Raw genomic sequence first — 21,010 nt, 5'->3', positions numbered from 1 at the left:
ATCATACGTCGGCATTCGAAAGGGCGGCGGTGCGGCCCTCCTACAGCGGGTTGGCTGGGTATGGCGGGTGCTGGGTGCGGTGCGCGGCCCACAGGCCCGCCGCCGTTCGGGACCGGCGCCCACGCCGCACGCCCGGACGGCGGAGCAGGCGGCGGGCCGTGCGGCGGCGCGCCGCGCTGCCGCCTTGATCAAGGAGTCATCCAGGTTACCGGCGCGCTGGTCGAGATCGGCAGTGGGAAGGTGCTGGACGACTCCCCCAAGTCGCGGGCCGGCCGGCGGGTGGTGTCCATCCCCCCGGAGATCATTCCTGAGCTGCGGGTGCATCTGGAGATGTTCGCCGAGTCGGGAGAGTACGGGGCGCGTGTTCACCGGTCCCAACGGCGGGCCGTTGAAGCACTCCGGGTTCCGCCGGACGTGGGACAGGACCCGTAAGACTGTCGGACTCCCCGGCCTTCACTTCCATGATCTCCGCCACATAGGTAACACCCTGGCGGCCTCGGCCGGGGCGAGCCTCAAGGAGCTGATGTCCCGGATGGGGCACTCCTCCACACAGGCGGCGCTGATCTACCAGCACGCCAGTCGGGACCGGGACAAGGTCATCGCCAAGGCGCTCGGGCAGGCGTTCAAACGGGCACGGGCAGGCGGGCACGAGAAGCCATCGGGCACGCAACGGGCACGGAAGATCATAAAGTTCCCCTGAACGGCGAAAGGCCAGGTCACCGGATATCCGGTGACCTGGCCTTTCGCATGCGAGCCGACGAGGGGAATCGAACCCCTGACCTACAGTTTACAAGACTGTTGCTCTGCCGATTGAGCTACGTCGGCATGGTCGCCAGACGAGTGTAGTCGGCTTACTCCCCTTACGTCACCGAGGCATGCCTCGCCGATTGCGAACCGTTAGGAACGGCGGTGGCGGGCGACCTCGTAGAGGGCGATGCCTGCGGCGACCCCGGCGTTGAGGGACTCGGCGGCGGCGTGCATCGGGATGCGGACGACCAGGTCACACGACTCGCGGACCAGGCGGGACAGGCCCTTGCCCTCGGAGCCCACGATGACGACCAGCGGGCCGTCGAGGAGGTTGGCCTCACCGATGTCGACCGTGCCCTCGCCGTCCAGGCCGATCACGAACAGGCCCGCCTCGCGGTACTCCCGCAGGGTCGCGGTGAGGTTGGCGGCACGGGCGACCGGCAGGGTGGCCAGCGTGCCCGCCGAGGTCTTCCAGGCCCCGCCCGTGACCCCGGCCGAGCGGCGGGAGGGGATGACCAGGCCGTGAGCGCCGAAGGCGGTGGCCGAACGGGCGATGGCACCCAGGTTACGGGGGTCGGTAACGCTGTCGAGCGCGACGATCAGCGGGACCTCGGCCGCCTCCTGGGCGATGCGGACCAGGTCCTCGGGGTGGGCGTAGTCGTACGCCGGGATCTGCAGGGCGATGCCCTGGTGAATCCCGCCCTCGGTGAGGCGGTCGAGCTTCTCCCTGCCGACCTCCAGCATCGCGATGCCCCGGTCGGCGGCGATGCGGACCGACTCCCTGACGCGGTCGTCGTTGTCGATGCGCAGGGCCACGTAGAGCGTGCTGGCCGGAACCCCGGCCCGCAGCGCCTCGACGACGGGGTTGCGCCCACCGATGTGCTCGGGGGCGTCGTCGCTCCGCCGGGTGCGGACCGGGGTGCGCGAGGAGGGAGACCTGCCGGTCTTCTCCTCGCGCTCGATCCGCTCGGTGCGCGACTTGTCCTTGTGCCAGTGCCGCAGATGCGCCGGCGGGGTGGCCCCCCTACCCTCCAGACCACGACGGACGTTGCCGCCCGTGCCCTTGGTCGGACTCTTCTTCTTCGCGGGTCGCCCGGACCCTTTACCCCCACCAGCCATGGTCTATAGCGTACGGCCTGGTTTCACCGCGAGAGTTCCCAGCGTGGTCCCTGGGGGGTGTCCTCGACGTGGATCCCCGCGTGGGAAAGCTGGTCACGGATGCTGTCGGCCGCCGAGAAGTCCTTGCGCGCCCGCGCCGCCTGCCGCTGTTCCAGCGCGACGGCGACCAGTGCGTCGACGGTCGCCCGCATGCCGGTCTCGCCGCCCGAGGAGCGCCACTGCTCCGAGCGCGGGTCGAGACCGAGGACGTCGAGCATGTTCTGCGTCTCGGCGAGCAGCCTGGCGACCTGCTCCTTGTTGCCCTGGGCCAGCGCGACGTTGCCCTCGCGGACCACCTCGTGCACTACGGCGAGCGCCTGGGGGGTGCCCAGGTCGTCGTCGAGGGCGTCGGAGAAGGCCTGGGGAAGCGGCGCGTGGGCGTCGACGTCGTGGATGACCTCGGCCGCGCGGGTGACGAAGCCCTCGATGCGCTGGTAGGCCGAGGCGGCCTCGAACAGCGCCTCCTCCGAGTATTCGATCGAGGAGCGGTAGTGGGGGGCCGCCAGGTAGTAGCGGAGCTCGACCGGACGGACCTTTTTGGTGATCTCGGGGACCAGCAGGGAGTTTCCGAGCGACTTGCTCATCTTCTCCGCACCGATCTTGAGCATGCCGTTGTGCATCCAGTAACGGGCGAAGCCGTCGCCGGCCGCCTGGGACTGGGTCAGCTCGTTCTCGTGGTGCGGGAAGATCAGGTCGACGCCGCCGCCGTGGATGTCGAAGGTGGACCCGAGATACTTGGTCGCCATGGCGGAGCACTCCAGGTGCCAGCCGGGGCGGCCCCGGCCCCACGGGGTCGGCCAGGTCGGCTCACCGGGCTTCTCGCCCTTCCAGAGCGCGAAGTCACGCGGGTCGCGCTTGCAGGAGTCGGTCTCGGTGTCGCCCGCGGCCCGCATGTTCTGGAGCTTCTGGTTGGACAGCGAGCCGTAACGGTCGACGTAGGACATGACGTCGAAGTAGACGTCGCCGCCGGAGGCGTAGGCGTGACCGGCGGCGATCAGCCGGTCCATCAGCTCGATCATCTCGGGCACGTGGCCGGTGGCACGGGGCTCGACGGTCGGCGGCAGGCAGCCCAGCACCTCGTAGGCCCAGGTGAAGGCCCTCTGGTTGCGCTCGGCGACGGCGAACCACGGCACGTTCTCCGCTGCGGCGACTCTAATGATCTTGTCGTCGATGTCGGTGACGTTGCGGCAGAAGGTCACCTCGTAGCCGGACCTGATCATCCAGCGGCGGAGCACGTCGAAGTTGACGCCCGAGCGAATGTGCCCGATGTGCGGGGGAGCCTGCACGGTGGCACCACACAGGTAGATCGAGGCCCGGCCGGGTTCAACCGGGACGAATTCGCGGACGGTGCGTACGCTGGTGTCGTATAGCTGCAGGCTCACGAAGGCAAGGCTAATGCCTCACCTCGCCTCACAAACCGAGTTGCGGGACGTTGAAGACACTCAGCAGAGTGATTTATGACCATTAGCGGCGAATGTCGTCCAACTAGTCCTGCGGAACGGCACCGTGGTAGACCACGTGGCCGGGGGTGATCCTGACGATCATCCTCTCCACCTGGGGATTCTGCTCGACCCACCCCTCTCCCCGGTATTTGTGCGACATCTCCTGGATGAGCGCCCCCTCGGGATCATCGGTCAGGGTGACCGTTCCCCGCACTTCGACGTAGCGGTACGGGTCGGCGGGGTCGAACACCACGATGGTCGTGCGCGGGTCGCGCGCGAAGTTGCCGCTCTTGCGCCGCCCCTTGATCGTTGAGAAGACGATGTCGTCCCCATCGGTCCTCGCCCAGACGACGCTCGCCTGCGGGCTCCCGTCGGCGTTGAGACTCGTCACGGTGGCGAAGTTCGCGGCGTCGAACATCTCGCGTACGGGATCGGACAGCTTTGCCATATCTACGCCTCGGCCACTCTCGGTCGCTCTCGGAAAACTTCCCCGATCATGCTAGATGCCGATTCTGTAGGCTCAAAGGGCCATGGACGTCAAATCCCCCGGGGCGGCAGGCTCGTTCTCCCGCCCGTCCCCGCCCCCGCCCCTGACCACCGCCGCCACCGAGCCGAGCCGGGTGGCCGTCGCCCTTCGCCGCGCCGGGATCGCCGTCACCGGAGTCGGCGTGGCCGCGCTCACCGCCGCGGCCTGCGTGCTCTCCTTCGAGGATCTGCGCGCCCTCGCCATGGCGGGCAGAGCGCCCGCCGGCCTCGCGTATCTCTACCCCGCCGCCTTCGACGCCCTGCTCGTCATCGCGATGATCGGCGTACTGCTGCTGAGGGGCGGCTGGTGGCCGGTGCGGCTGCAGGCGGGCGTGATCCTGACGCTGCTGTTCGCCGGCGCGGCCGCCGCCGAGGTGGCCACCGCCACGCGGATGGCGGTGGACGAGGCGCGCGCGGCCGTCGTGGTCGCCGTCGCCCCCTGGGTGATGCTGATCCTGGCCCTGTGGCTCTGGCTCCTGCTGATCAAACACGCCGCCGCCCGGAGGGCCGCGGCCGACGCGGGCCTGTCCGGCCCGTCGTCGGGGCACGACATCGTGCCGTTCCCCGAGGCGAGCCGGCCGGCCACGGAGCGGCCCGACGCGCCCGACCCCGACGCGCGGTGGCCGGGACAGGCGCCGCCGGCCCACCCCGGGCAGCCCGCCCGCCCGGGTCACGGAGACCACTCGGGTCACCCGGGGCAGCTGGTGCACCACCCCGCGGCCGAGATCATGCTCGATCCGCATGCCGCGCCTCCCCTGGAGGCGGCCCCGCACCACGACCTCCCGGCGGGCGAGCCGGTCATCGGCCCCACCGCGGCACCGGAGACGCCCGAGGTCACCGACATCCCGCCGCCGCCCCCGCGGGAACCCGCGGCTCCCCGGCCGGGCAAGCCGATGCGCTGGGGCGACCTGGTCCGGCCCCGCCAGGGCGACCTGCTCGTCCACCCGCCCCGTCCCGCCGTACGGGCGCCGCACGAGGAGCCCGAGCCGGAGAGCGAGGGCAGGGTCAGCGAGCGGGTGGAGACGTGGGACAGCGACACCGATCTTCCGCAGGAGCAGACGACCAAGACGCGCAAGGCGGCCGGCACGGCCGAGTCCGGTACGACCGCGGCGGGCCCGCGCGCCACGGCCCGGCGCGGCACGGCCAGGAGCACGACGGCGGCCAAGGGCGCGGCGAAGGCCGGGAGCACGACGGCGAGCGGGCGCGACACGGACGAGGTGAGCGACCGCGACGCCGACACCCAGCCGTTCCTGGCCGTGAAGGACCAGCAGGCGAATGCCCCGGCCAGCGGGACCGCCACGAAGAGGACCGCGAGGAAAGCCACGGAGAAGGCCGCGAGGAGCACTCCGGGGGAAGCCCCGGAGGCGGCCGTGGAAACGACCGTGGAGGCGCCTGTGGCGACGCGTGGAGCACGCACCGCGGGCAGGAAGGCCGGAGGGTCGCCCGACCCCGCGCACGGGGCGGAGGCCGCCGAACCCGGGGAGGAGGCCGAGGCGCGATCGTACGACGAGGACGGCACCGCGGCACCGCCCTCCGGACGGATGCGCAGCACGCCCGTACCGCCTGGCGACTGAGGGACGAAGGAGAGCGGGAGCGTCGGGCGTGATGGGGGCCCGGCACTCCGGCCGTACGCCCGCCAGGCCAAAGGCCGTACGCCCACCAGGCCAAACTCCGGCCCGGTACTCCGGCCGTACGCCCGTCGGGCCAGCTCCGGGGCCTGGGAGGAGCTGACCCGGTCTTCGGGCCGTCGGCTCAGCCGGATCTCTCCGATGAGACCCCGCGATCCCTGGGATCGCGGGGACGCGCGGGGACCGCTGAGCGCGGCTACGTGGTCGGCGTCCTTTGGGCCCCGCCATACGCGCTGGTGACCCAGGCGTTCGAGGACCACGTCTTCGGGGTGGTGAGCAAGGGGATGAACAAGGGTGGTGAACAAGCAGGTGGGCCGGGATGTCATCGTCCGGGGAGCGCACCTCTCGGGCCGTTCCCCGGGCGGTCCACCACCTCTTCGTGGAGGTTCCGCCCGTGACGCCGGAGTCGGCCCGGGTGGTGGGTCCGTCCAGGCCCCGCGCCGGCCCGGCCGCCGGACAGGGCGGCCGGGCGACGGCGGCGGGGCCTGGACCTCACCTCGCGGGTGGAACCGAACGGCGGTCTCCCGCCGAAGCCGCCGTTCGGTTTCACCCGCTGCTGGACCGGCCCGCAGCTATTCGCTCACACATGTGTGAGCGGCGCCCCGCTGCGGACCGGCGATTTGCTCACCTCCGGGCCCGTGCCAGGATCGGCCGGAGGCCGGTTCGGCGGACTGCTCGAACCGGCCTGAAAAGACCGAGACCCGCTCGGCATGCCAGATGGAACCGAGCGGGTCTTCTCCTGGAGCACGGTGACATCGTGCGCGTCACCACGGGTTCTCCGGACCGGAGGGGGTCCATTCGAGCCTCGGCGAATTCGCCGGGATGCCTCACCCGGCTGTTCGCTAGACCCTGGAACGCTTGAGACCGGCGACCAGGCCGACACCGACGATGGCCAGGCCCACCTGCATGACGAGTTCGATCCAGTCGATACCGTCCGTGGTCGCGACGCCGAGAACCTGGGCGATGGCGGTACCGATAAGGGCGGCGACGATGCCGACGACGACGGTGAGAATCCATCCGATCGCCTGCCTACCGGGAAGCAGGAGACGACCGATGGCGCCGATGACCGCGCCGATGACGATAGCCCCAAGAATGGACGCGATAGTCATTTCAACCTCCCAGTGAGTGTGAGACCTTCACTCTCACAAGGAGGTGGCTACCCCCTAGGTCACGGATATTCCTACGGGCGGCAAAAAATCCGTCAGTGCGTCTTTCTCGCCTGCATCTGGACGACGAGGAGCACCCCCAGCACCGCGAGCGCCAGCTGGAGGATGTGCTCCCACCAGTTGACCCCTCGCGTATTGGTCAGACCGAGCGCTCCGGCGATGAGCGAGCCGATGAGCGCGGCGACGATGCCGACGATGAGCGTCAGACCGATGCTGATGTTCTGGCGCCCGGGAAGGATGAGGCGTGCCAGGGCGCCGATGATGGCACCGATGATGATTGCCGAGATAATCGAGACGATCATGTCCGGCCCCCCTGTTACTAGACACGGTCACCAAGGGGTTACCCAGCGCATTCACTGATCACGCCAAAAAGGGGTGGCCCGTACCGCGCCAGGAAACGGGCCACCGCCTCGATATGGATCGACGAGCATTCCGCGCCGCCCGCCGGAACGTTTTTCCACGTTCCGTATAGAAGACGTCCGACACCCTCTACAGGTTCACCACTATCGCGGTCGCGACGGCGGCCACTCCTTCGCCGCGCCCGGTGAGGCCCAACCCGTCGGTCGTGGTGGCGCTGACGCTCACGGGAGCCCCCACGGCGGCGCTGAGGGCCTTCTCGGCCTCGACGCGCCGGGGTGCGAGCTTGGGGCGGTTGCCGATCACCTGGACGGCCACGTTGCCGATCTCGAAGCCCGCGGCGCGCACCTTGCGGGCGGTCTCCTCCAGCAGGGCGGCACCCGAGGCGCCTGCCCACCGGGGATCGGACGTGCCGAACAGGCCACCGAGGTCACCGAGACCCGCCGCGGACAGCAGCGCGTCACAGGCGGCGTGGGCCGCGGCGTCGCCGTCGGAGTGACCCGACAGGCCGGTCTCGCCGGGCCAGTGCAGGCCGGCGAGGTGAAGCTCGCGGCCAGAAGCGAACGGGTGGACGTCGACTCCGACGCCCACCCGTGGAAATGTCTTGTTCAGGAGTTGAGAACCTCGTCCAGCAGGGCCTCGGCCTTATCCTCGTTGGTCTTCTCCGCGAGCGCGAGCTCGCTGACGAGGATCTGCCTGGCCTTGGCCAGCATTCGCTTCTCCCCTGCGGAGAGTCCGCGCTCCCTGTCTCGCCGCCACAGGTCGCGAACGACCTCGGCAACCTTGTTGACGTCGCCGGACGCCAGCTTCTCAAGGTTCGCCTTGTAGCGTCGGGACCAGTTCGTGGGCTCTTCGGTGTGAGGCATTCGAAGCACGTCGAAGACGCGCTCAAGGCCCTCTTGTCCGACGACATCGCGAACACCCACGAGTTCTGCGTTGTCTGCCGGCACCTGGACGGTAAGGTCGCCCTTGTCGACCTTAAGAACCAGGTAGGTCCTTTCCTCACCCTTGATGGTTCGGGTCGTGATCGCCTCGATCCGAGCAGCCCCGTGGTGGGGGTAGACGACAGTGTCGCCGACCTGGAAAGTCATGTGACAAGTACCCCTTCCGCTGTACTCAAGAGTACCACGTATCCACAGCCTCCCGGAACAGTGAAATCACCATAACTGCAGGTCAAAGCCGCATCTTATGACTTGACAAGTGCCCAAGTGTGTGAATCAGAGGGGCAAAAAGCACTTATGACCTGCGTTCCTCGCCTTCGGATGATGAGGCGGGTCGGCGGGAAACCCGGTAAACGTCGCCGATAGGGTTGCCCTTGCCCTATCTCGCGCGTGACAAGGAGAACTCGCACCGTGACCCGCAACATCCGCCACCGGGCGATCGTCGCCGCGGCGTTCCTCGCAGCCGCTCCCGTCCTGGCCGGCTGCGGTGCCGGAGCCGACGCGATCACCAACAAGCCCTACTCGCCGACCGAGGCGCTCTCGGTCAAGACGAAGCAGGGCATCGACATCTCCCAGGCCTTCTTCCTGGGCCCCGACTCCGGCGCGACGCTGCCGGCGGGGGCGGCCACGCCGCTCTACCTGTCGCTGGTCAACACCAACGCGGGCTCCGACCAGCTCGTCGGCCTCGGCGTCGACCCCGCCCTCGGTACGGCGAAGGTGAGCGCGCCCGTGACGCTCCCTCAGGGCCAGCGGGTGAGCGTCGGCAAGCCGACCCCCACCATCCTGGTCGAGGGGCTGAAGAAGGCCCTCAGGGGCGGCGAGGGCGTCAAGGTGCAGCTGCAGTTCGCCAACGCCGGGATCGTTCAGCTCACGATTCCCGTGATCACCCGCAGCCGCGAGTTCACCGCGTACCCGCAGGCTCCCGGCGCCTCCGCGGCTCCCACGCCGTCGCCCACCCCCTCCGCCACCACCGGGGACGAGCACTCCGGCCACTGACCGCCGGGGCCGGTGACGGCCTCCGGACACGCCGAGGGGCCGTACGGCGCGGGCACGCCGTACGGCCCCTCGGATCGTCCGGGGGCGGGAGGTCACCCGGGGGTGGGCATCGTCGTGGAGCGGGCGATCCCCGAAGGCGGGCGATCGCCCGGAGGCGGGCGGGAGGCTCAGACCTCCGCGGGGTCGAACTTGTAGCCCAGGCCACGGACGGTGAGGATGCAGCGCGGGTTGGAGGGGTCGGACTCGACCTTGGCCCGCAGCCGCTTGACGTGCACGTCCAGGGTCTTGGTGTCGCCCACGTAGTCGGCGCCCCAGACCCGGTCGATCAGCTGGCCCCGGGTGAGCACCCGCCCGGCGTTGCGCAGCAACACCTCCAGCAGCTCGAACTCCTTGAGGGGCAGCTGCACCGGCTCACCGCGTACGGCGACGATGTGGCGGTCGACGTCCATCCGGACGGGACCGGCGGCCAGCACGGCCGACTCCAGCTCCTCCACGTCGCCCTGGCGGCGCAGCACCGCGCGGATGCGGGCCACCAGCTCCCTGGAGGAGAAGGGCTTGGTGACGTAGTCGTCGGCACCGAGTTCCAGCCCGACGACCTTGTCGATCTCGCTGTCCTTGGCGGTGAGCATGATGACGGGCACGTTGGAGCGCTGGCGGAGCGAGCGGCAGACCTCGGTACCCGGCAGGCCGGGGAGCATCAGGTCGAGCAGCACCAGGTCGGCGCCGTTGCGGTCAAAGGTTTCCAGCGCCTCCGGCCCGGTGGCGGCCACGGCCACCTCGAAGCCTTCCTTGCGCAGCATGTATGACAGGGCGTCGGAGAACGATTCCTCGTCCTCGACAACGAGCACGCGAGTCACTGCGCGGCCTCCAGGGGGATCGTGGTCGTAACTGGTTCCGTGACCGCCATGCCGCCGAAGGCGGGCAGGCGCAGGGTGAATGTGGAACCGGAACCTTCCTTGCTCCACACCGTGACCGCCCCGTTGTGGGAGGCGGCCACGTGCTTGACGATGGCCAGGCCGAGGCCCGTGCCACCGGTCGCCCGCGAGCGTGCCGCGTCGACGCGGAAGAACCGTTCGAAGATCCGCTCCTGGGCGCTCTCGGGGATGCCGATCCCCTGGTCGCTCACGCTGATCTCGACGGATTCTGTGTGGGGGCCCGCCGCGCGGGCGCTGACCACGACCCGGGTGTGCTCGGGGCTGTAGGCGACCGCGTTGTCGATGAGGTTGCGCAGGGCGGTGACGAGGAGCTCGTCGTCGCCCCATATCCGCAGGCCCTCGACGCCTCCGGCGACGAGGGTGATGTCCTTGGCCGCCGCGGTGGTGTTGCAGCGGTCGATGGCCTCGTGCACCGCCTCGTCGATCAGGACCGGGCCCGGGGTGGGGATGGGCTCGGCACCCTGGATACGGGAGAGGGTTATGAGGTCCTGGACAAGATAGGTGAGCCGGGCCGCCTCGTGTTGCATGCGCCCGGCGAAGCGGGTGACCGCCTCGGGGTCGTCGGCGGCGTCCTGGATGGTCTCGGCCAGCAGCGACAGCGCGCCCACCGGCGTCTTGAGCTCGTGGCTCACGTTGGCCACGAAGTCGCGGCGCACCGCCTCGACGCGGCGGTGCTCGGTCTGGTCCTCGGCGAGGACGAGCACCTGGCCGTGGGAGCCGAGCGGGGCGACCCGCACCGCGAAGTTGGTCGACTCCTGGCCGAACTTGTGTCCGGCCACCTCGATCTCGCTCTCGCGGATCTCGCCGTCCCTGCGCACCTTCCTGGCCAGCGCGAGCAACTCGGCCGCCATCAGGTGGTCTCCCTTGACCAGGCCGAACGCGCGCGCCGCCGAGCTGGCCCGCAGCACGCGATCCTCCTTGTCGAGCACGACCGCCGAGGACGGCAGCACGGCCAGCACCGAGGCGACCCCCTGCGGCAGCGCGCCGGGCTCGACGCCGTCCACCGGTGTCATCGCACTCCGCTGTCCCTGGTTCTGGCGGACGACCATCACTGCCAGCGCTCCCACGACGAAACCGGCCAGTGCGGCCAGGCTCGCCATCAGCTCACTCACGTGGTCCTCCCGTAGGCTTCACGTCCCCGATGGTAGGTCCGAGTTTTCACGTTCGGGGCGGCCAGTGGGGCATGACCACGGCCTTTCCCATAAAGTTCACTTTACGGTCGAGGTTCGTTCACCGTTACCGCCCTACGGTGAGTCTCATGCGCGACGCCTATCACGAAGAACTCGACGCCCTCACAGAGCGGCTGGTCGAGATGACCCGGCTCGTGAGGTCGGCGATATCGCGGGCCACCACAGCCCTCCTGGACGCCGACCTTCACCTCGCCGAGAGCGTCATCTCCCAGGACGAGGAGGTCAACCGGATCTTCGCGGAGGTCGAGGCCACGATCTTCGACCTGATGGCCAGGCAGCAGCCCGTGGCCGTGGATCTCAGAATGATCATCGCGGCACTGCGGATGGGCACCGACCTGGAGCGCATGGGCGACCTCGCCGAGCATGTCGCCAAGATCGCCCGGCTGCGCCACCCCGACTCCGCCATCCCGGCGGAGGTCCGCTCCACCATCCTGGAGATGGGCCAGATCGCCGAGCGCCTCGTCACCAAGACCGGCAGCTGCATCGCCTCGCGCGACGTGGAGTCGGCCCTGGAGCTGGAGTCCGACGACGACGCCATGGACAAGCTGCACCGGAGGCTGTTCAAGATCCTGATGGCCCCCGACTGGAAGTACGGCGTCGAGCCGGCCATCGACGTGACGCTGATCGGCCGCTACTACGAGCGCTACGCCGACCACGCGGTCCGCGTCGCGCACGACGTGGTCTACCTGGTGACGGGCTCCCGCCCCCAGGACAGCACCGCGTTCTGACCCTCGCCGGCCTTTCGCCGATCCTCGCGGGCGGGCCGGTCTTCACGAATCCTCACCGACGACTTCACGGATGTCTTCAAAAGGGGAGGGCCCGCCGGATCCGGCGGGCCCTCCCCTTTTTCGTATGTTCCGCGACTTCTCATACGCCCCGGGGTGCCGGGGCTACTTGCCCTGGTTGGCCACGGCCTCGATGGCGGCCTCGGCGGCGGTGGGGTCGAGGTACTGACCACCCTTGGTGATCGGGTGGAAGTCGGCGTCCAGCTCGTATCGGAGCGGGATGCCGGTGGGGATGTTGAGCCCGGCGATCTCGTCGTCGCCGATCCCGTCCAGGTGCTTGACCAGCGCCCGGAGCGAGTTGCCGTGCGCGACGACCAGCACGCTCCTTCCCGCCGCGAGGTCGGGCACGATCTGGTCGTACCAGTAAGGAAGCATGCGATCGACGACGTCCTTGAGGCACTCGGTCCTCGGCAGCAGCTCGCTCGGCAGGAGCGCGTAGCGGGCCTCGCCGGCCTGGGAGAACTCGTCGTCGTCGGCGATCGGGGGCGGCGGGACGTCGTAGGAGCGGCGCCAGAGCATGAACTGCTCGTCACCGAACTCGGCCCGCGTCTGCGCCTTGTCCTTGCCCTGCAGGGCGCCGTAGTGGCGCTCGTTGAGCCGCCAGGACCGGGAGACCGGCAGCCAGAGCAGGTCCGCGGCGCCCAGCGCGAGGTTGGCCGTCTGGATCGCCCTGTTCAGGAGGGAGGTGTGCACCACGTCGGGGCGCACCTCCGCGTCGAGCAGCAGTTGCCCGCCGCGCCGCGCCTCCTCCTCGCCCTTGGCCGAGAGCCCCGCGTCCACCCATCCGGTGAACAGACCCTTTGCGTTCCACTCACTCTCACCGTGCCGAAGCAGCACCAAAGTCGACATGCGCCCAAGCTTAGTGGGCGCTTGCTTGACGTCTCCGGCGCTCCGCCCGCCGCGGGCCCGCCGGACGGCCCGCTCCCCCGGCCCGGCACCCGGAACCGGCCTCCCAGCCCTCGGAACCGGCCTCCCCGCAGCCCGGGACGGGCGCCCTCAGCGCTCGGGGTCGGCGAAGCGGGCGAAGGCCTGGAGGTTGGCGAGCGACTCGCCGCGCTTGGCGCGCCACTCCCACTCGCGCCGGATCGAGGAGGCGAAGCCCAGCTCCAGGGCGCGGTCGAAACCCTCGTCGGAGTAGGTGAGCACGCACCCGAGAAGGCGGTCGACCTCCTCGTTGGTGACCGCCTCCAGCGGGACGCGGCCCACGAGGTAGACGTCGCCGATCGGGTCGAGGGCGAAGTGCACCCCGTACATGGAGCCGTTCTTGGTGAGGAGCCAGCGGTAGAACTCGGCGTGGTTCTCGTCGGGCCGGCGGCAGAAGAACGCCTCCACGTGCAGGGCCTGATCACCGATGATCAGCCAGGTCATGGTGGCGAGCTTGTGCTGGCCGGGGAGCTTCACCAGGAAGGCCCCCGGCCGGGGCTGCTCGTAGGAGGCGTCCGCGCTCTTCAGCGCCGCCTCGATCACTTCGCGCATGGGCCCAGCTTACGAGCGGCCCTCACGAACGGACCGCTCCCGCTTCACCGGAGCCGGACCGCTCCCGCCTCACGAACGGACCACTCCCGCCTCACGAACGGAGCGCCTCCGCTTCACGAACGGAGCGCCTCCGCTTCACGAACGGAGCGCCTCCGCTTCACGAGCGGGCCTCGCCGGCCGGCCGCACCCGCCTCGCGAGCGGGCCTCACGAGTTGACCGCGATCGGGAGCCGGTGCAGGTTCGCCATCGCCCCGGCATAGACGTCCGCCAGCCGGGCCGCGGTGGCCGACCAGCCGAAGGCCGCCGCGTGGGCCACCGCTCCCGCCGACAGCGTCTCCCGCCAGGCGGGCTCGTAGACGAACCGGCGGAGCACCCGCGCCCAGTCGTGGGCGTCGTGCCCCTCGACGAGCACCCCGGACACGCCGTCGCGCACGGCGGTGCGCAGCCCGCCCACGGACGCGGCGGCGACCGGGGTGCCGCAGGCCTGGGACTCCAGGGCCACCAGGCCGAACGACTCGCTGTGGGAGGGGACGACGGTCACGTCGGACGCGCGGTACCAGTCGACCAGCTCGTGCTGGGGCGCGGGGGGAACGATCCTGACCACGTCGGAGATCCCCAGCGAGGCGGCCACGTCGGTGAGATAGGAGGGCCTGGCGAGGCCGTTGCCGCTGGGGCCACCGACGCAGGCGACGACCAGCCTCGACCTGAGCGAGGGGTCGTCGATGAGCATCCTGGCCGCGGCACGCAACAGCACGTCCGGGGCCTTCAGCGGCTGCACCCGGCCGACGAACAGCAGCACGTGGGCGTCCTGCGGCAGCCCGAGCCTGTGGCGGGCCGCGCCCTGGGAGGCGGGCTGGAAGACCCTGAGGCTCACGCCGGGGTTGACGACCTCGACGCGGGCCGGGGCGGCTCCGTACAGCTCGACGAGCTCCCTGGCCTCGGTCGGGGTGTTGGCCACCAGGCGGTCGGCGACGTCCACGACCTGCTGCTCGCCCAGCACGCGGGCGGCCGGCTCCGGCCTGTCGTCCTCGGCGAGCAGGAGGTTCTTGACCTTGGCCATGGTGTGCATGGTGTGCACCAGCGGCAGGCCCCAGCGCTCCTTGGCCAGCCAGCCCACCTGGCCGGAGAGCCAGTAGTGGGAGTGGATGACGTCGTAGCGGCCCGGCTCGTACATGGCCTCGGTGCGCAGCACGCCCGACAGGAAGGCGCAGAGCTGGCTGGGCAGGTCGCCCTTGTCAAGCTCCTCGTACGGCCCGGCGGTGACGTGGCGGACCGAGACGCCGGGGACGATCTCGGCGACCGGTGGCAGATCCCGGGACGTCTGCCGGGTGAAGATCTCCACCTCCACCCCGAGTTCGGCCAGGCGTTTCGCCACCTCGACGATATAGACGTTCATCCCGCCCGCGTCCCCGGTCCCCGGCTGGTCCAGGGGGGACGTGTGCATGCTGATCGTCGCGACCCGGTTGACCCGTCGTCGCCTCACCGACACCACCTCCGAGAGGCCTCAACCATCGGGCAATCCGCAACATTCCCGTCACATAACCGCGCCGGGTCCGGGCGGGGCGGTCCCGGCGGCTCCTGGCAGGATGGGGAGCCATGAAGAAAACAGCTGTGGTGACAGGGGCCAGCAGTGGGATCGGCGAGGCGACGGCCCGCAGGCTCGCCGCCGAGGGCTTCGACGTGGTGGCCGCGGCGCGGCGCAGGGAGCGGCTCGACGAACTGGCCGCCGAGGTGCCCGGCATCCGCCCGGTCACCCTGGACGTGACGTCGCAGGAGTCGGTGGACGAGCTGGCCGCCTCGCTCGACCGCTGCGACGTGCTGGTCAACAACGCCGGGGGCGCGATCGGCCTGGAGCCCGTGGTGAGCGGGAAGGTCGCCGACTGGCAGCGGATGTACGACGTCAACGTGCTCGGCACGCTCCGCGTCACCCAGGCGCTGCTGCCCAAACTGATCGAGTCGGGCGACGGCGTGCTGCTGATGCTGACCTCGGTGGCCGGGCTCGTCTCGTACGAGGGCGGCGGCGGCTACAACGCGGCCAAGCACGCGCAGACCTCGATGACCGAGGTGCTGAGGCTGGAGCTGGTCGGCGAGCCGGTCAGGATCGTCGAGGTCGCCCCCGGAATGGTCCACACCGAGGAGTTCTCGCTGAACCGCTTCCGCGGCGACTCCGCCGCCGCCGGACGGGTCTACGAGGGCGTGCCCGACCCGCTCTCCGCCGACGACGTGGCCGACGCCATCGCCTGGTGCGTGACCCGCCCGGCCCACGTGAACGTCGACCGCCTCGTCATCCGTCCCCGGGCCCAGGCCGCCCAGCACAAGGTCCACCGCGTCTGATCGTGCCGAAGCCGATAGGAGAGATCACCAGGGGGACCACGGGGCACAACCGCCTGCGGCGGGCCGACCGCTGGGTCGTCGCCGCGCACGGCCGCTCGCTGCGCTCCGCCGCCCGCCCGCTGGTCGTCGACCTCGGGTACGGGGCCTCGCACACCACGACCCTGGAGATGTTCCTTCGGCTGCGCGCGATCTGTCCCTCGGTCGAGGTCGTCGGCGTCGAGATCGACCCGGCCAGGGTGGCGGCGGCCAAACCGTACGAACGGCCGGGACTGTCCTTCACGCTGGGCGGCTTCGAGCTGCCGGTGACGCGACCTCCCCTGCTGATCAGGGCGTTCAACGTGCTGCGGCAGTACGGGGAGACGCAGGCGTGGGGATACTGGGCGATGCTCTCCGAACGGCTCGCGCCGGGCGGGATGATCGTCGAGGGAACCTGCTCGGAGGTGGGCCACCGCGCGGTCTGGGCCGGGCTCGACCGCTCGGGGCCCCGGACGCTCACCCTCTCGGCCCGCTTCGACTCCTTCGAGCGCCCCTCGGACCTGGCCGACCGGCTGCCCAAGACGCTCATCCACCGCAACGTCCCCGGCGAGCCCATCCACGCCTTCCTGCGCGACTTCGACCGCGCCTGGGCGATCCACGCCCCGCTGAGCTCGTACGGCTCCCGGCAGCGCTGGATCGCCGCCGCCGAGACGCTCGCCGGGACCTGGCCGCTGGCCGGGCGCCCGCCGCTGGGCGGCCGGTCGCGCTGGCGGCTCGGCGAGATCACTCTTCCCTGGTCCGCGGTCGCCCCGCGATGATCCTCAAGTGTGAGTAAGGCAACCCTAAGTTAACCCCCTATATTTGGTAAAATCCGCACATGGCAGAACTGCGGTTCGTGGTCGATCCCGAACTCACCCCCGCGCTCACCGGCCGGCTCATCGAGTGCTGGACCGAAGTGGTCAACGCCGGAGGGTCGGTCGGCTTCGTTCCCCCGGTCACCGCCGACGACATCGCGAAGACGGCGGCCGCCACCTTCGCCGCCTGCGACACCGCCCGCGGCGGGCTCGACCACCTGCTCGTCGGGTTCGACACGGAGGACCGGGTGGCGTGCTGGCTGGTCCTGGGCGACGGGCGGTCGTGGCTGCGGGCCCACTGGCGCTGGGTGTGGCGGGTGATGGTCGATCCCAAGCACCAGGGCAGGGGCTACGGGAGGCTGCTCATGCGCGCCGCCGACGACGCCGCCCGCGACCTGGGCGTGGAGGCGCTGCACCTGACGGTCCGCGGCGGCACCGGGACCGAGGGCTTCTACAGCCGTCTGGGGTACGTGGAGGTCGGCCGCATCCCGCGGGCGATCCGCCTCGCCCCAGGCGACGACCGGGACGAGATCTACATGGTCAGACACCTGTGACACACGTCACTCGACAACCCGTAGTACTACCCCTCGTGGTGCGGGAGTTAGGCTTGGATGCGTGAAGGGACTCGGCGAGCTTGAACGCAGCATCATGGACATCATCTGGGCACAGCCATCCTCTGTGACGGCGCGGGAGGTCGGACGCCTGATCGCCGACCGCGACCTGGCGCCCACCACCGTGATGACCGTGCTCGACCGGCTCACCCGCAAGGGCTTCCTGCTCCGCACCCGCGACGGGCGCGCGTGGCGGTACGCACCGGCGGAGAGCCGCGACGCCTACGTCGCGGAGCTTATGCTGGAAGCACTGGATTTGACCGGTGACCGGTCGGCGGCCCTCACCCGGTTCGCCCAGGCCGTCACCGGCACCGAGGCCGACATCCTGCGCAGGGCCCTGACGGACCTTGAGGAGGAGCTGGAGGACGAGTAGATGACCGCGGCAGCCCTGGCGACGCTCGCCCTGGTCTGCGCGGTCGGCGCCTGGCGGTTCACCCGGGCGCGGTGGACCTACCGCGCCCCGCACGTGGCCATCGTCCTGTGGCAGGCGCTGGGCGTCACCTGGGGCCTGGCCGGCACGGGCGCCCTGCTCGGCTACGCGCTCGAGCCCTACGGCGAGGGCGTGCTGCACGGCCTGCACGAGTTCGCGATCTCCGCGTTCGGCGGCGGGCGCGAGCTCCCCACCCCGTACGAGATGCCGAGGATCATCGCGCTCGTCGCCGGTCTGACCGCGCTGGCCGTGCTGATCCTGGTGCTTCTCGCCGCGGGCGCGCAGACGTTCCGCGCCCGCCACCGTCACCGCACCCTGCTCGCCCTGATCGCCAGGGAGGACCCGGTGGTCCCCGGCGTGCGGGTGCTCGACCACCCGGGCGCCACCGCCTACTGCGTGCCCGGCCTGCGCTCCCAGGTGGTGGTCAGCGAGGGGGCGCTGAAACTGCTCTCCGCCGACGAGCTGAGCGCGGTGCTCGCCCACGAGGCCGCCCACGTGCGCGAGCGGCACGACCTGGTGCTGCTGCCCTTCGCCGCGCTGCGCAGGGCGCTGCCCTGGTCGCGCGTGGTCAGGGACGCGCAGGGCGAGGTCGGCCTGCTCGTGGAGATGGCCGCCGACGACGTCGCCCGCCGCTGCTGCTCCCCGCGCCGCCTGGCGACCGCCCTGCTGCGCTTCGGCACCGCGGGCGCCGTCCCGGCCCCGCACGGCGCCCTGGGCGCCGTGAACTCCACCGCCGCCGTGATGGCCAGGGTCGAGCGCCTGGTGACCCCGGCGCCGGTCCTGCCGCGCGGGGTCCGCTACGCCATCGTCGTCTTCTCCGTCCTCCTGACGTCGTCGGCGCCGCTGCTCTGGCTGGTTCCGTACTGAAAGGCCCGTATTGCGGGGTGGTCCCGCATTGACCCGCCTTGAAGGTAGGGCTGGTCCGCATACCGAACCCCGGTCCTACCGTGGGGATCTAGCCGGGTTCGTCCAGCTTTGGCCAAAATCACCCCAAAGTGCTTGCAAGTGTTAGCCAACCCGTTTGCAATTGCAAGCACGGTGAGGCAGACTCGAACCATGGCACTACCCAAGGTCGGCTCGATCGGTGAGTACATCCGCGAGCAGCGCACGCACGCGAAGATCTCCCTGCGTCAGCTCGCCGCGGCGGCGGGGGTCTCCAACCCCTACCTGAGCCAGATCGAGCGCGGGCTGCGCAAGCCCAGCGCCGAGATCCTGAACCAGATCGCCAAGGGCCTGCACATCTCGTCGCAGGCGCTCTACGTCCAGGCGGGCCTCATCGAGGAGCGCGAGCCGGACAGCGACGTGCTGACCGCGATCAGGGCCGACCACCTCATCACCGAGCGCCAGCGCCAGGTGCTGATCGATATCTACGAGTCGTTTCGCAAGGAGAACCAGCAGGCCGAGGCCCCGGACGACGACGCGCAGACCTCCCAGAAAGCGCGCCTCGCACCGGAGCCCCGGCGCGGTGACGCGGACTCCTCGCCTGACGACGAGACGCCGCTCCCCGGGGAATACCTCACCGCGTTGAAGCCCTACGCGGCCCCCCCGAGCAACGGCCACATCACCAAGGAAACCAAGGAAGGTTAACCCATGCCCATCACCACCGAAGTCAAGAAGCTGGCCGAGTCCAAGCCTTTCTACGCCGTCGCCGGGGCCGGAGACTTCGCCGTCGAGAAGATCCTTGAGCTCCCCGAGCAGATCCAGAAGCTGCAGGGCCGCCGCGAGGAGATCCGCGAGGCCGCGAAGGACCTCCCGGGGAGGGCCAGGCAGCTCGCCGGCAAGGCCGAGGGCTACGCCAAGGACTTCCCCGTGAAGGCGCGCGACTACGCCGACCAGATCGCGGGCAAGGCCAACGAGCTGTACGAGGAGTTCGCCAACCGCGGACGCAAGGTCGTCTCCAAGACCAGCGGCGAGATCGCCCTGGAGCTGGAGGAGGTCTCCGAGGCCGCCGAGCCCGCGATCGCCGCCGCCAAGACGCCCAGGAAGGGCACCCGCACCACGAAGTCCAGCACGTCCAGCACTTCCAAGAGCTGAGCGGGCTCCCCTCACGGAAGCCGGCCCGGCACCCTCGCGTGCACCGGCCCGGCCACCCGCGGACCGGCCCCCTCCGTTCCGCACGGCTACACATGGCTTCACACCTCAGCGCACCGCACGCACCGTTCCGTTTCGTTTCGCGGGTGGCCGGGCCCACCCGCGAACTCGCGGCCGCCTCCACGAGGTGGCCGCCGGACGGCGCTCCGGTTCCAAGGCCCGCCCCCGCACCGCCGGGGCGGGCCTTCCGGCGTCCGGGGCCGTGCCCGGCGAGCGTGGGCGAGCGGACGGGCGCGAACGGGCGCGATCGGACGTGAGGGGGAGCCGCCGGCCCCGACCGGTACGGGCCGAGGACGACGCGAACGGGGTTTTCGGCATTAGGCTGAGGGAGACCGGCGAGGCGAACGTTCTGGAGAGACGATGATCGAAATCCACGGTGCCCTGGACCTGGTCTTCTGGATCCTGGCCGTCGGAGTGTTCGCGCTGTCGGGCTGGGCGCTCGTCCACGCGGTGAAGACCCCGGCGCGGGCGTTCGCGGTCACCGGCAAGCAGACCAAGAATCTGTGGCTGGTCATCCTGGGGCTGGCGGCGCTGTTCGGCTTCGCCGCCGCGGTGCAGTATCTCAGCGTGCTGAGCATCTTCACGATCGCGTCCGTCATCGCCTCGGGCATCTACCTCGCCGACGTGCGTCCCGCCGTGCGGGAGATCGGCAAGGGCGGCGGCAACCAGGGCCCGTACGGCCCCTGGTGACCCGTCCGGGGCCGGACTTCCGCGCGGTCCCCGAGAATCGGCTTGCCCGGCGAGGTCCCGGCCGGTAGACACACCGAATGATGTTCTCGCGCAAGCCCACGCTCTCCGGAGAGCACGTGACGCTCCGGCCTGTCGGTCCCGAACACGTGGACGGCCTCTGGGAGCTGGTCAACGACCCCGAGACCGTCCGACTGACCGGCTCGCACGGCAAGCCCGACTACGAGGGGCTCAAGGTCTGGTACGGCTCCCGGGGCGGCCAGAGCGACCGGCTGGACCTGGCGATCTGCACCGCCGGGGACGACACCTACGTGGGCGAGATCGTGCTCAACGAGCTCGACGCCGACAACCTCTCCTGCAACCTGCGCATCGCGCTGATCGGGCCCCGGGCGTACGGCAGGGGCTACGGCACCGAGGCGATCCGACTGACCCTCGACCACGTCTTCCGCACCACGCCGTTGCACCGGGTGGGCTTGGAGGTCTACGCCTTCAACGAGCGGGCCGCGCACGTCTACCGCAAGGTCGGCTTCGTCCAGGAGGGCGTCTGCCGTGACGCGCTGCGCGTAAACGGGGAATGGTATGACTCCGTAATCATGTCGATACTTGCCCCTGACTGGGTTGTCAGGGAAATTTGACATACACATGGTGATTTTTCGGAAACATCTTTTGACACTTCCGAAA

25 protein-coding genes and 1 tRNA gene are annotated in these 21,010 nt (G+C 70.2%); 13 read left to right on the top strand and 13 right to left on the bottom strand.

Annotated features, from left to right (window positions below; all coding sequences use genetic code 11):
* Positions 1-67: 67 nt before the first annotated feature.
* Entirely contained in the window at positions 68-700 is a 633-nt protein-coding gene (locus tag ACSDR0_RS30085) for a tyrosine-type recombinase/integrase (RefSeq protein WP_435292271.1), read from the top strand.
* A gap of 52 nt (positions 701-752) precedes the next feature.
* Here ACSDR0_RS30085 and ACSDR0_RS30080 read toward each other — a convergent pair.
* From ACSDR0_RS30080 to ACSDR0_RS30065, 4 genes are all read right to left on the bottom strand, one after another.
* A tRNA-Thr gene (locus tag ACSDR0_RS30080) sits at positions 753-825 on the bottom strand.
* Positions 826-897: 72 nt separating this feature from the next.
* A complete protein-coding gene (rlmB, locus tag ACSDR0_RS30075) occupies positions 898-1,866 on the bottom strand; it encodes a 23S rRNA (guanosine(2251)-2'-O)-methyltransferase RlmB (protein ID WP_435292270.1) in 969 nt (322 codons plus the stop codon).
* A gap of 23 nt (positions 1,867-1,889) precedes the next feature.
* Positions 1,890-3,287: a cysteine--tRNA ligase gene (gene cysS / locus ACSDR0_RS30070; RefSeq protein WP_435292269.1), complete on the bottom strand. Its 1,398-nt coding sequence runs from the start codon at positions 3,285-3,287 to the stop codon at positions 1,890-1,892.
* 103 nt (positions 3,288-3,390) lie between these two features.
* The gene (locus tag ACSDR0_RS30065) at positions 3,391-3,795 is read right to left on the bottom strand and encodes a PPOX class F420-dependent oxidoreductase (protein ID WP_435292268.1); all 405 of its coding nucleotides are present in this window, start codon (positions 3,793-3,795) and stop codon (positions 3,391-3,393) included.
* Between the two features lie 82 nt (positions 3,796-3,877).
* On the opposite strand from ACSDR0_RS30065, the gene ACSDR0_RS30060 reads away from it, so the two are divergent.
* Entirely contained in the window at positions 3,878-5,446 is a 1,569-nt protein-coding gene (locus ACSDR0_RS30060) for a hypothetical protein (RefSeq protein WP_435292267.1), read from the top strand.
* Positions 5,447-6,342: 896 nt separating this feature from the next.
* On the opposite strand, the gene ACSDR0_RS30055 is transcribed toward ACSDR0_RS30060, so the two are convergent.
* The 4 genes from ACSDR0_RS30055 to ACSDR0_RS30040 form a co-directional block, all read right to left on the bottom strand.
* Positions 6,343-6,609 carry a GlsB/YeaQ/YmgE family stress response membrane protein gene (locus ACSDR0_RS30055; protein WP_435292266.1) on the bottom strand — a complete coding sequence of 89 codons (267 nt, stop codon included), beginning with the start codon at positions 6,607-6,609 and terminating at the stop codon, positions 6,343-6,345.
* Positions 6,610-6,701: 92 nt separating this feature from the next.
* Complete coding sequence (locus tag ACSDR0_RS30050; protein WP_435292265.1) at positions 6,702-6,968, bottom strand: GlsB/YeaQ/YmgE family stress response membrane protein; 267 nt, start codon at positions 6,966-6,968, stop codon at positions 6,702-6,704.
* Between the two features lie 187 nt (positions 6,969-7,155).
* Complete coding sequence (gene ispF, locus ACSDR0_RS30045; RefSeq protein WP_435292264.1) at positions 7,156-7,614, bottom strand: 2-C-methyl-D-erythritol 2,4-cyclodiphosphate synthase; 459 nt, start codon at positions 7,612-7,614, stop codon at positions 7,156-7,158.
* A gap of 17 nt (positions 7,615-7,631) precedes the next feature.
* A complete protein-coding gene (locus ACSDR0_RS30040) occupies positions 7,632-8,114 on the bottom strand; it encodes a CarD family transcriptional regulator (RefSeq protein WP_030924410.1) in 483 nt (160 codons plus the stop codon).
* A 261-nt stretch (positions 8,115-8,375) separates the two neighbouring features.
* Here ACSDR0_RS30040 and ACSDR0_RS30035 point away from each other — a divergent pair, with 261 nt between their 5' ends.
* Positions 8,376-8,960: a copper chaperone PCu(A)C gene (locus ACSDR0_RS30035; protein ID WP_435292263.1), complete on the top strand. Its 585-nt coding sequence runs from the start codon at positions 8,376-8,378 to the stop codon at positions 8,958-8,960.
* A gap of 167 nt (positions 8,961-9,127) precedes the next feature.
* On the opposite strand, the gene ACSDR0_RS30030 is transcribed toward ACSDR0_RS30035, so the two are convergent.
* Both ACSDR0_RS30030 and ACSDR0_RS30025 read right to left on the bottom strand, forming a co-directional pair.
* Positions 9,128-9,817: a response regulator gene (locus tag ACSDR0_RS30030; protein ID WP_435292262.1), complete on the bottom strand. Its 690-nt coding sequence runs from the start codon at positions 9,815-9,817 to the stop codon at positions 9,128-9,130.
* Positions 9,814-10,995, bottom strand: a complete 1,182-nt coding sequence (locus ACSDR0_RS30025; protein WP_435292282.1) for a sensor histidine kinase — start codon at positions 10,993-10,995, stop codon at positions 9,814-9,816. The genes ACSDR0_RS30030 and ACSDR0_RS30025 overlap by 4 nt, the downstream gene beginning before the upstream one ends.
* A gap of 158 nt (positions 10,996-11,153) precedes the next feature.
* Between ACSDR0_RS30025 and phoU the strand changes: the two genes are divergently transcribed.
* Entirely contained in the window at positions 11,154-11,813 is a 660-nt protein-coding gene (gene phoU / locus ACSDR0_RS30020; RefSeq protein WP_435292261.1) for a phosphate signaling complex protein PhoU, read from the top strand.
* Between the two features lie 162 nt (positions 11,814-11,975).
* On the opposite strand, the gene ACSDR0_RS30015 is transcribed toward phoU, so the two are convergent.
* From ACSDR0_RS30015 to mshA, 3 genes are all read right to left on the bottom strand, one after another.
* Positions 11,976-12,719 (bottom strand): phosphoglyceromutase, encoded by a 744-nt coding sequence (locus ACSDR0_RS30015; protein WP_435292260.1) that lies wholly within the window; start codon positions 12,717-12,719, stop codon positions 11,976-11,978.
* Positions 12,720-12,866: 147 nt separating this feature from the next.
* Positions 12,867-13,346, bottom strand: coding sequence for a YbjN domain-containing protein (locus ACSDR0_RS30010; protein WP_435292259.1), 480 nt, complete (start codon positions 13,344-13,346; stop codon positions 12,867-12,869).
* A gap of 205 nt (positions 13,347-13,551) precedes the next feature.
* Positions 13,552-14,835, bottom strand: coding sequence for a D-inositol-3-phosphate glycosyltransferase (gene mshA / locus ACSDR0_RS30005; RefSeq protein WP_435292258.1), 1,284 nt, complete (start codon positions 14,833-14,835; stop codon positions 13,552-13,554).
* A 107-nt stretch (positions 14,836-14,942) separates the two neighbouring features.
* Between mshA and ACSDR0_RS30000 the strand changes: the two genes are divergently transcribed.
* The 9 genes from ACSDR0_RS30000 (at position 14,943) to ACSDR0_RS29960 (ending at position 20,964) form a co-directional block, all read left to right on the top strand.
* The gene (locus ACSDR0_RS30000) at positions 14,943-15,680 is read left to right on the top strand and encodes an SDR family oxidoreductase (RefSeq protein WP_435292257.1); all 738 of its coding nucleotides are present in this window, start codon (positions 14,943-14,945) and stop codon (positions 15,678-15,680) included.
* A gap of 2 nt (positions 15,681-15,682) precedes the next feature.
* A complete protein-coding gene (locus ACSDR0_RS29995; RefSeq protein WP_435292256.1) occupies positions 15,683-16,474 on the top strand; it encodes a class I SAM-dependent methyltransferase in 792 nt (263 codons plus the stop codon).
* Positions 16,475-16,533: 59 nt separating this feature from the next.
* Positions 16,534-17,064 carry a GNAT family N-acetyltransferase gene (locus ACSDR0_RS29990; RefSeq protein ID WP_435292255.1) on the top strand — a complete coding sequence of 177 codons (531 nt, stop codon included), beginning with the start codon at positions 16,534-16,536 and terminating at the stop codon, positions 17,062-17,064.
* A gap of 61 nt (positions 17,065-17,125) precedes the next feature.
* Positions 17,126-17,494, top strand: coding sequence for a BlaI/MecI/CopY family transcriptional regulator (locus ACSDR0_RS29985; RefSeq protein WP_435292254.1), 369 nt, complete (start codon positions 17,126-17,128; stop codon positions 17,492-17,494).
* Positions 17,495-18,418 (top strand): M56 family metallopeptidase, encoded by a 924-nt coding sequence (locus ACSDR0_RS29980; RefSeq protein ID WP_435292253.1) that lies wholly within the window; start codon positions 17,495-17,497, stop codon positions 18,416-18,418.
* 189 nt (positions 18,419-18,607) lie between these two features.
* Entirely contained in the window at positions 18,608-19,138 is a 531-nt protein-coding gene (locus ACSDR0_RS29975) for a helix-turn-helix domain-containing protein (RefSeq protein WP_435292252.1), read from the top strand.
* Between the two features lie 3 nt (positions 19,139-19,141).
* A complete protein-coding gene (locus tag ACSDR0_RS29970; RefSeq protein WP_435292251.1) occupies positions 19,142-19,585 on the top strand; it encodes a hypothetical protein in 444 nt (147 codons plus the stop codon).
* 417 nt (positions 19,586-20,002) lie between these two features.
* A complete protein-coding gene (locus ACSDR0_RS29965) occupies positions 20,003-20,332 on the top strand; it encodes a DUF2516 family protein (RefSeq protein ID WP_329089733.1) in 330 nt (109 codons plus the stop codon).
* 77 nt (positions 20,333-20,409) lie between these two features.
* On the top strand, positions 20,410-20,964 hold the full coding sequence (locus tag ACSDR0_RS29960) for a GNAT family N-acetyltransferase (protein WP_435292250.1): 555 nt from the start codon (positions 20,410-20,412) through the stop codon (positions 20,962-20,964).
* Positions 20,965-21,010 lie beyond the last annotated feature (46 nt).

The sequence above is a fragment of the Streptosporangium sp. G11 genome, assembly GCF_051192615.1.
Taxonomy (GTDB): domain Bacteria; phylum Actinomycetota; class Actinomycetes; order Streptosporangiales; family Streptosporangiaceae; genus Streptosporangium.
This window is presented reverse-complemented; position numbering and strand designations above follow the sequence as displayed.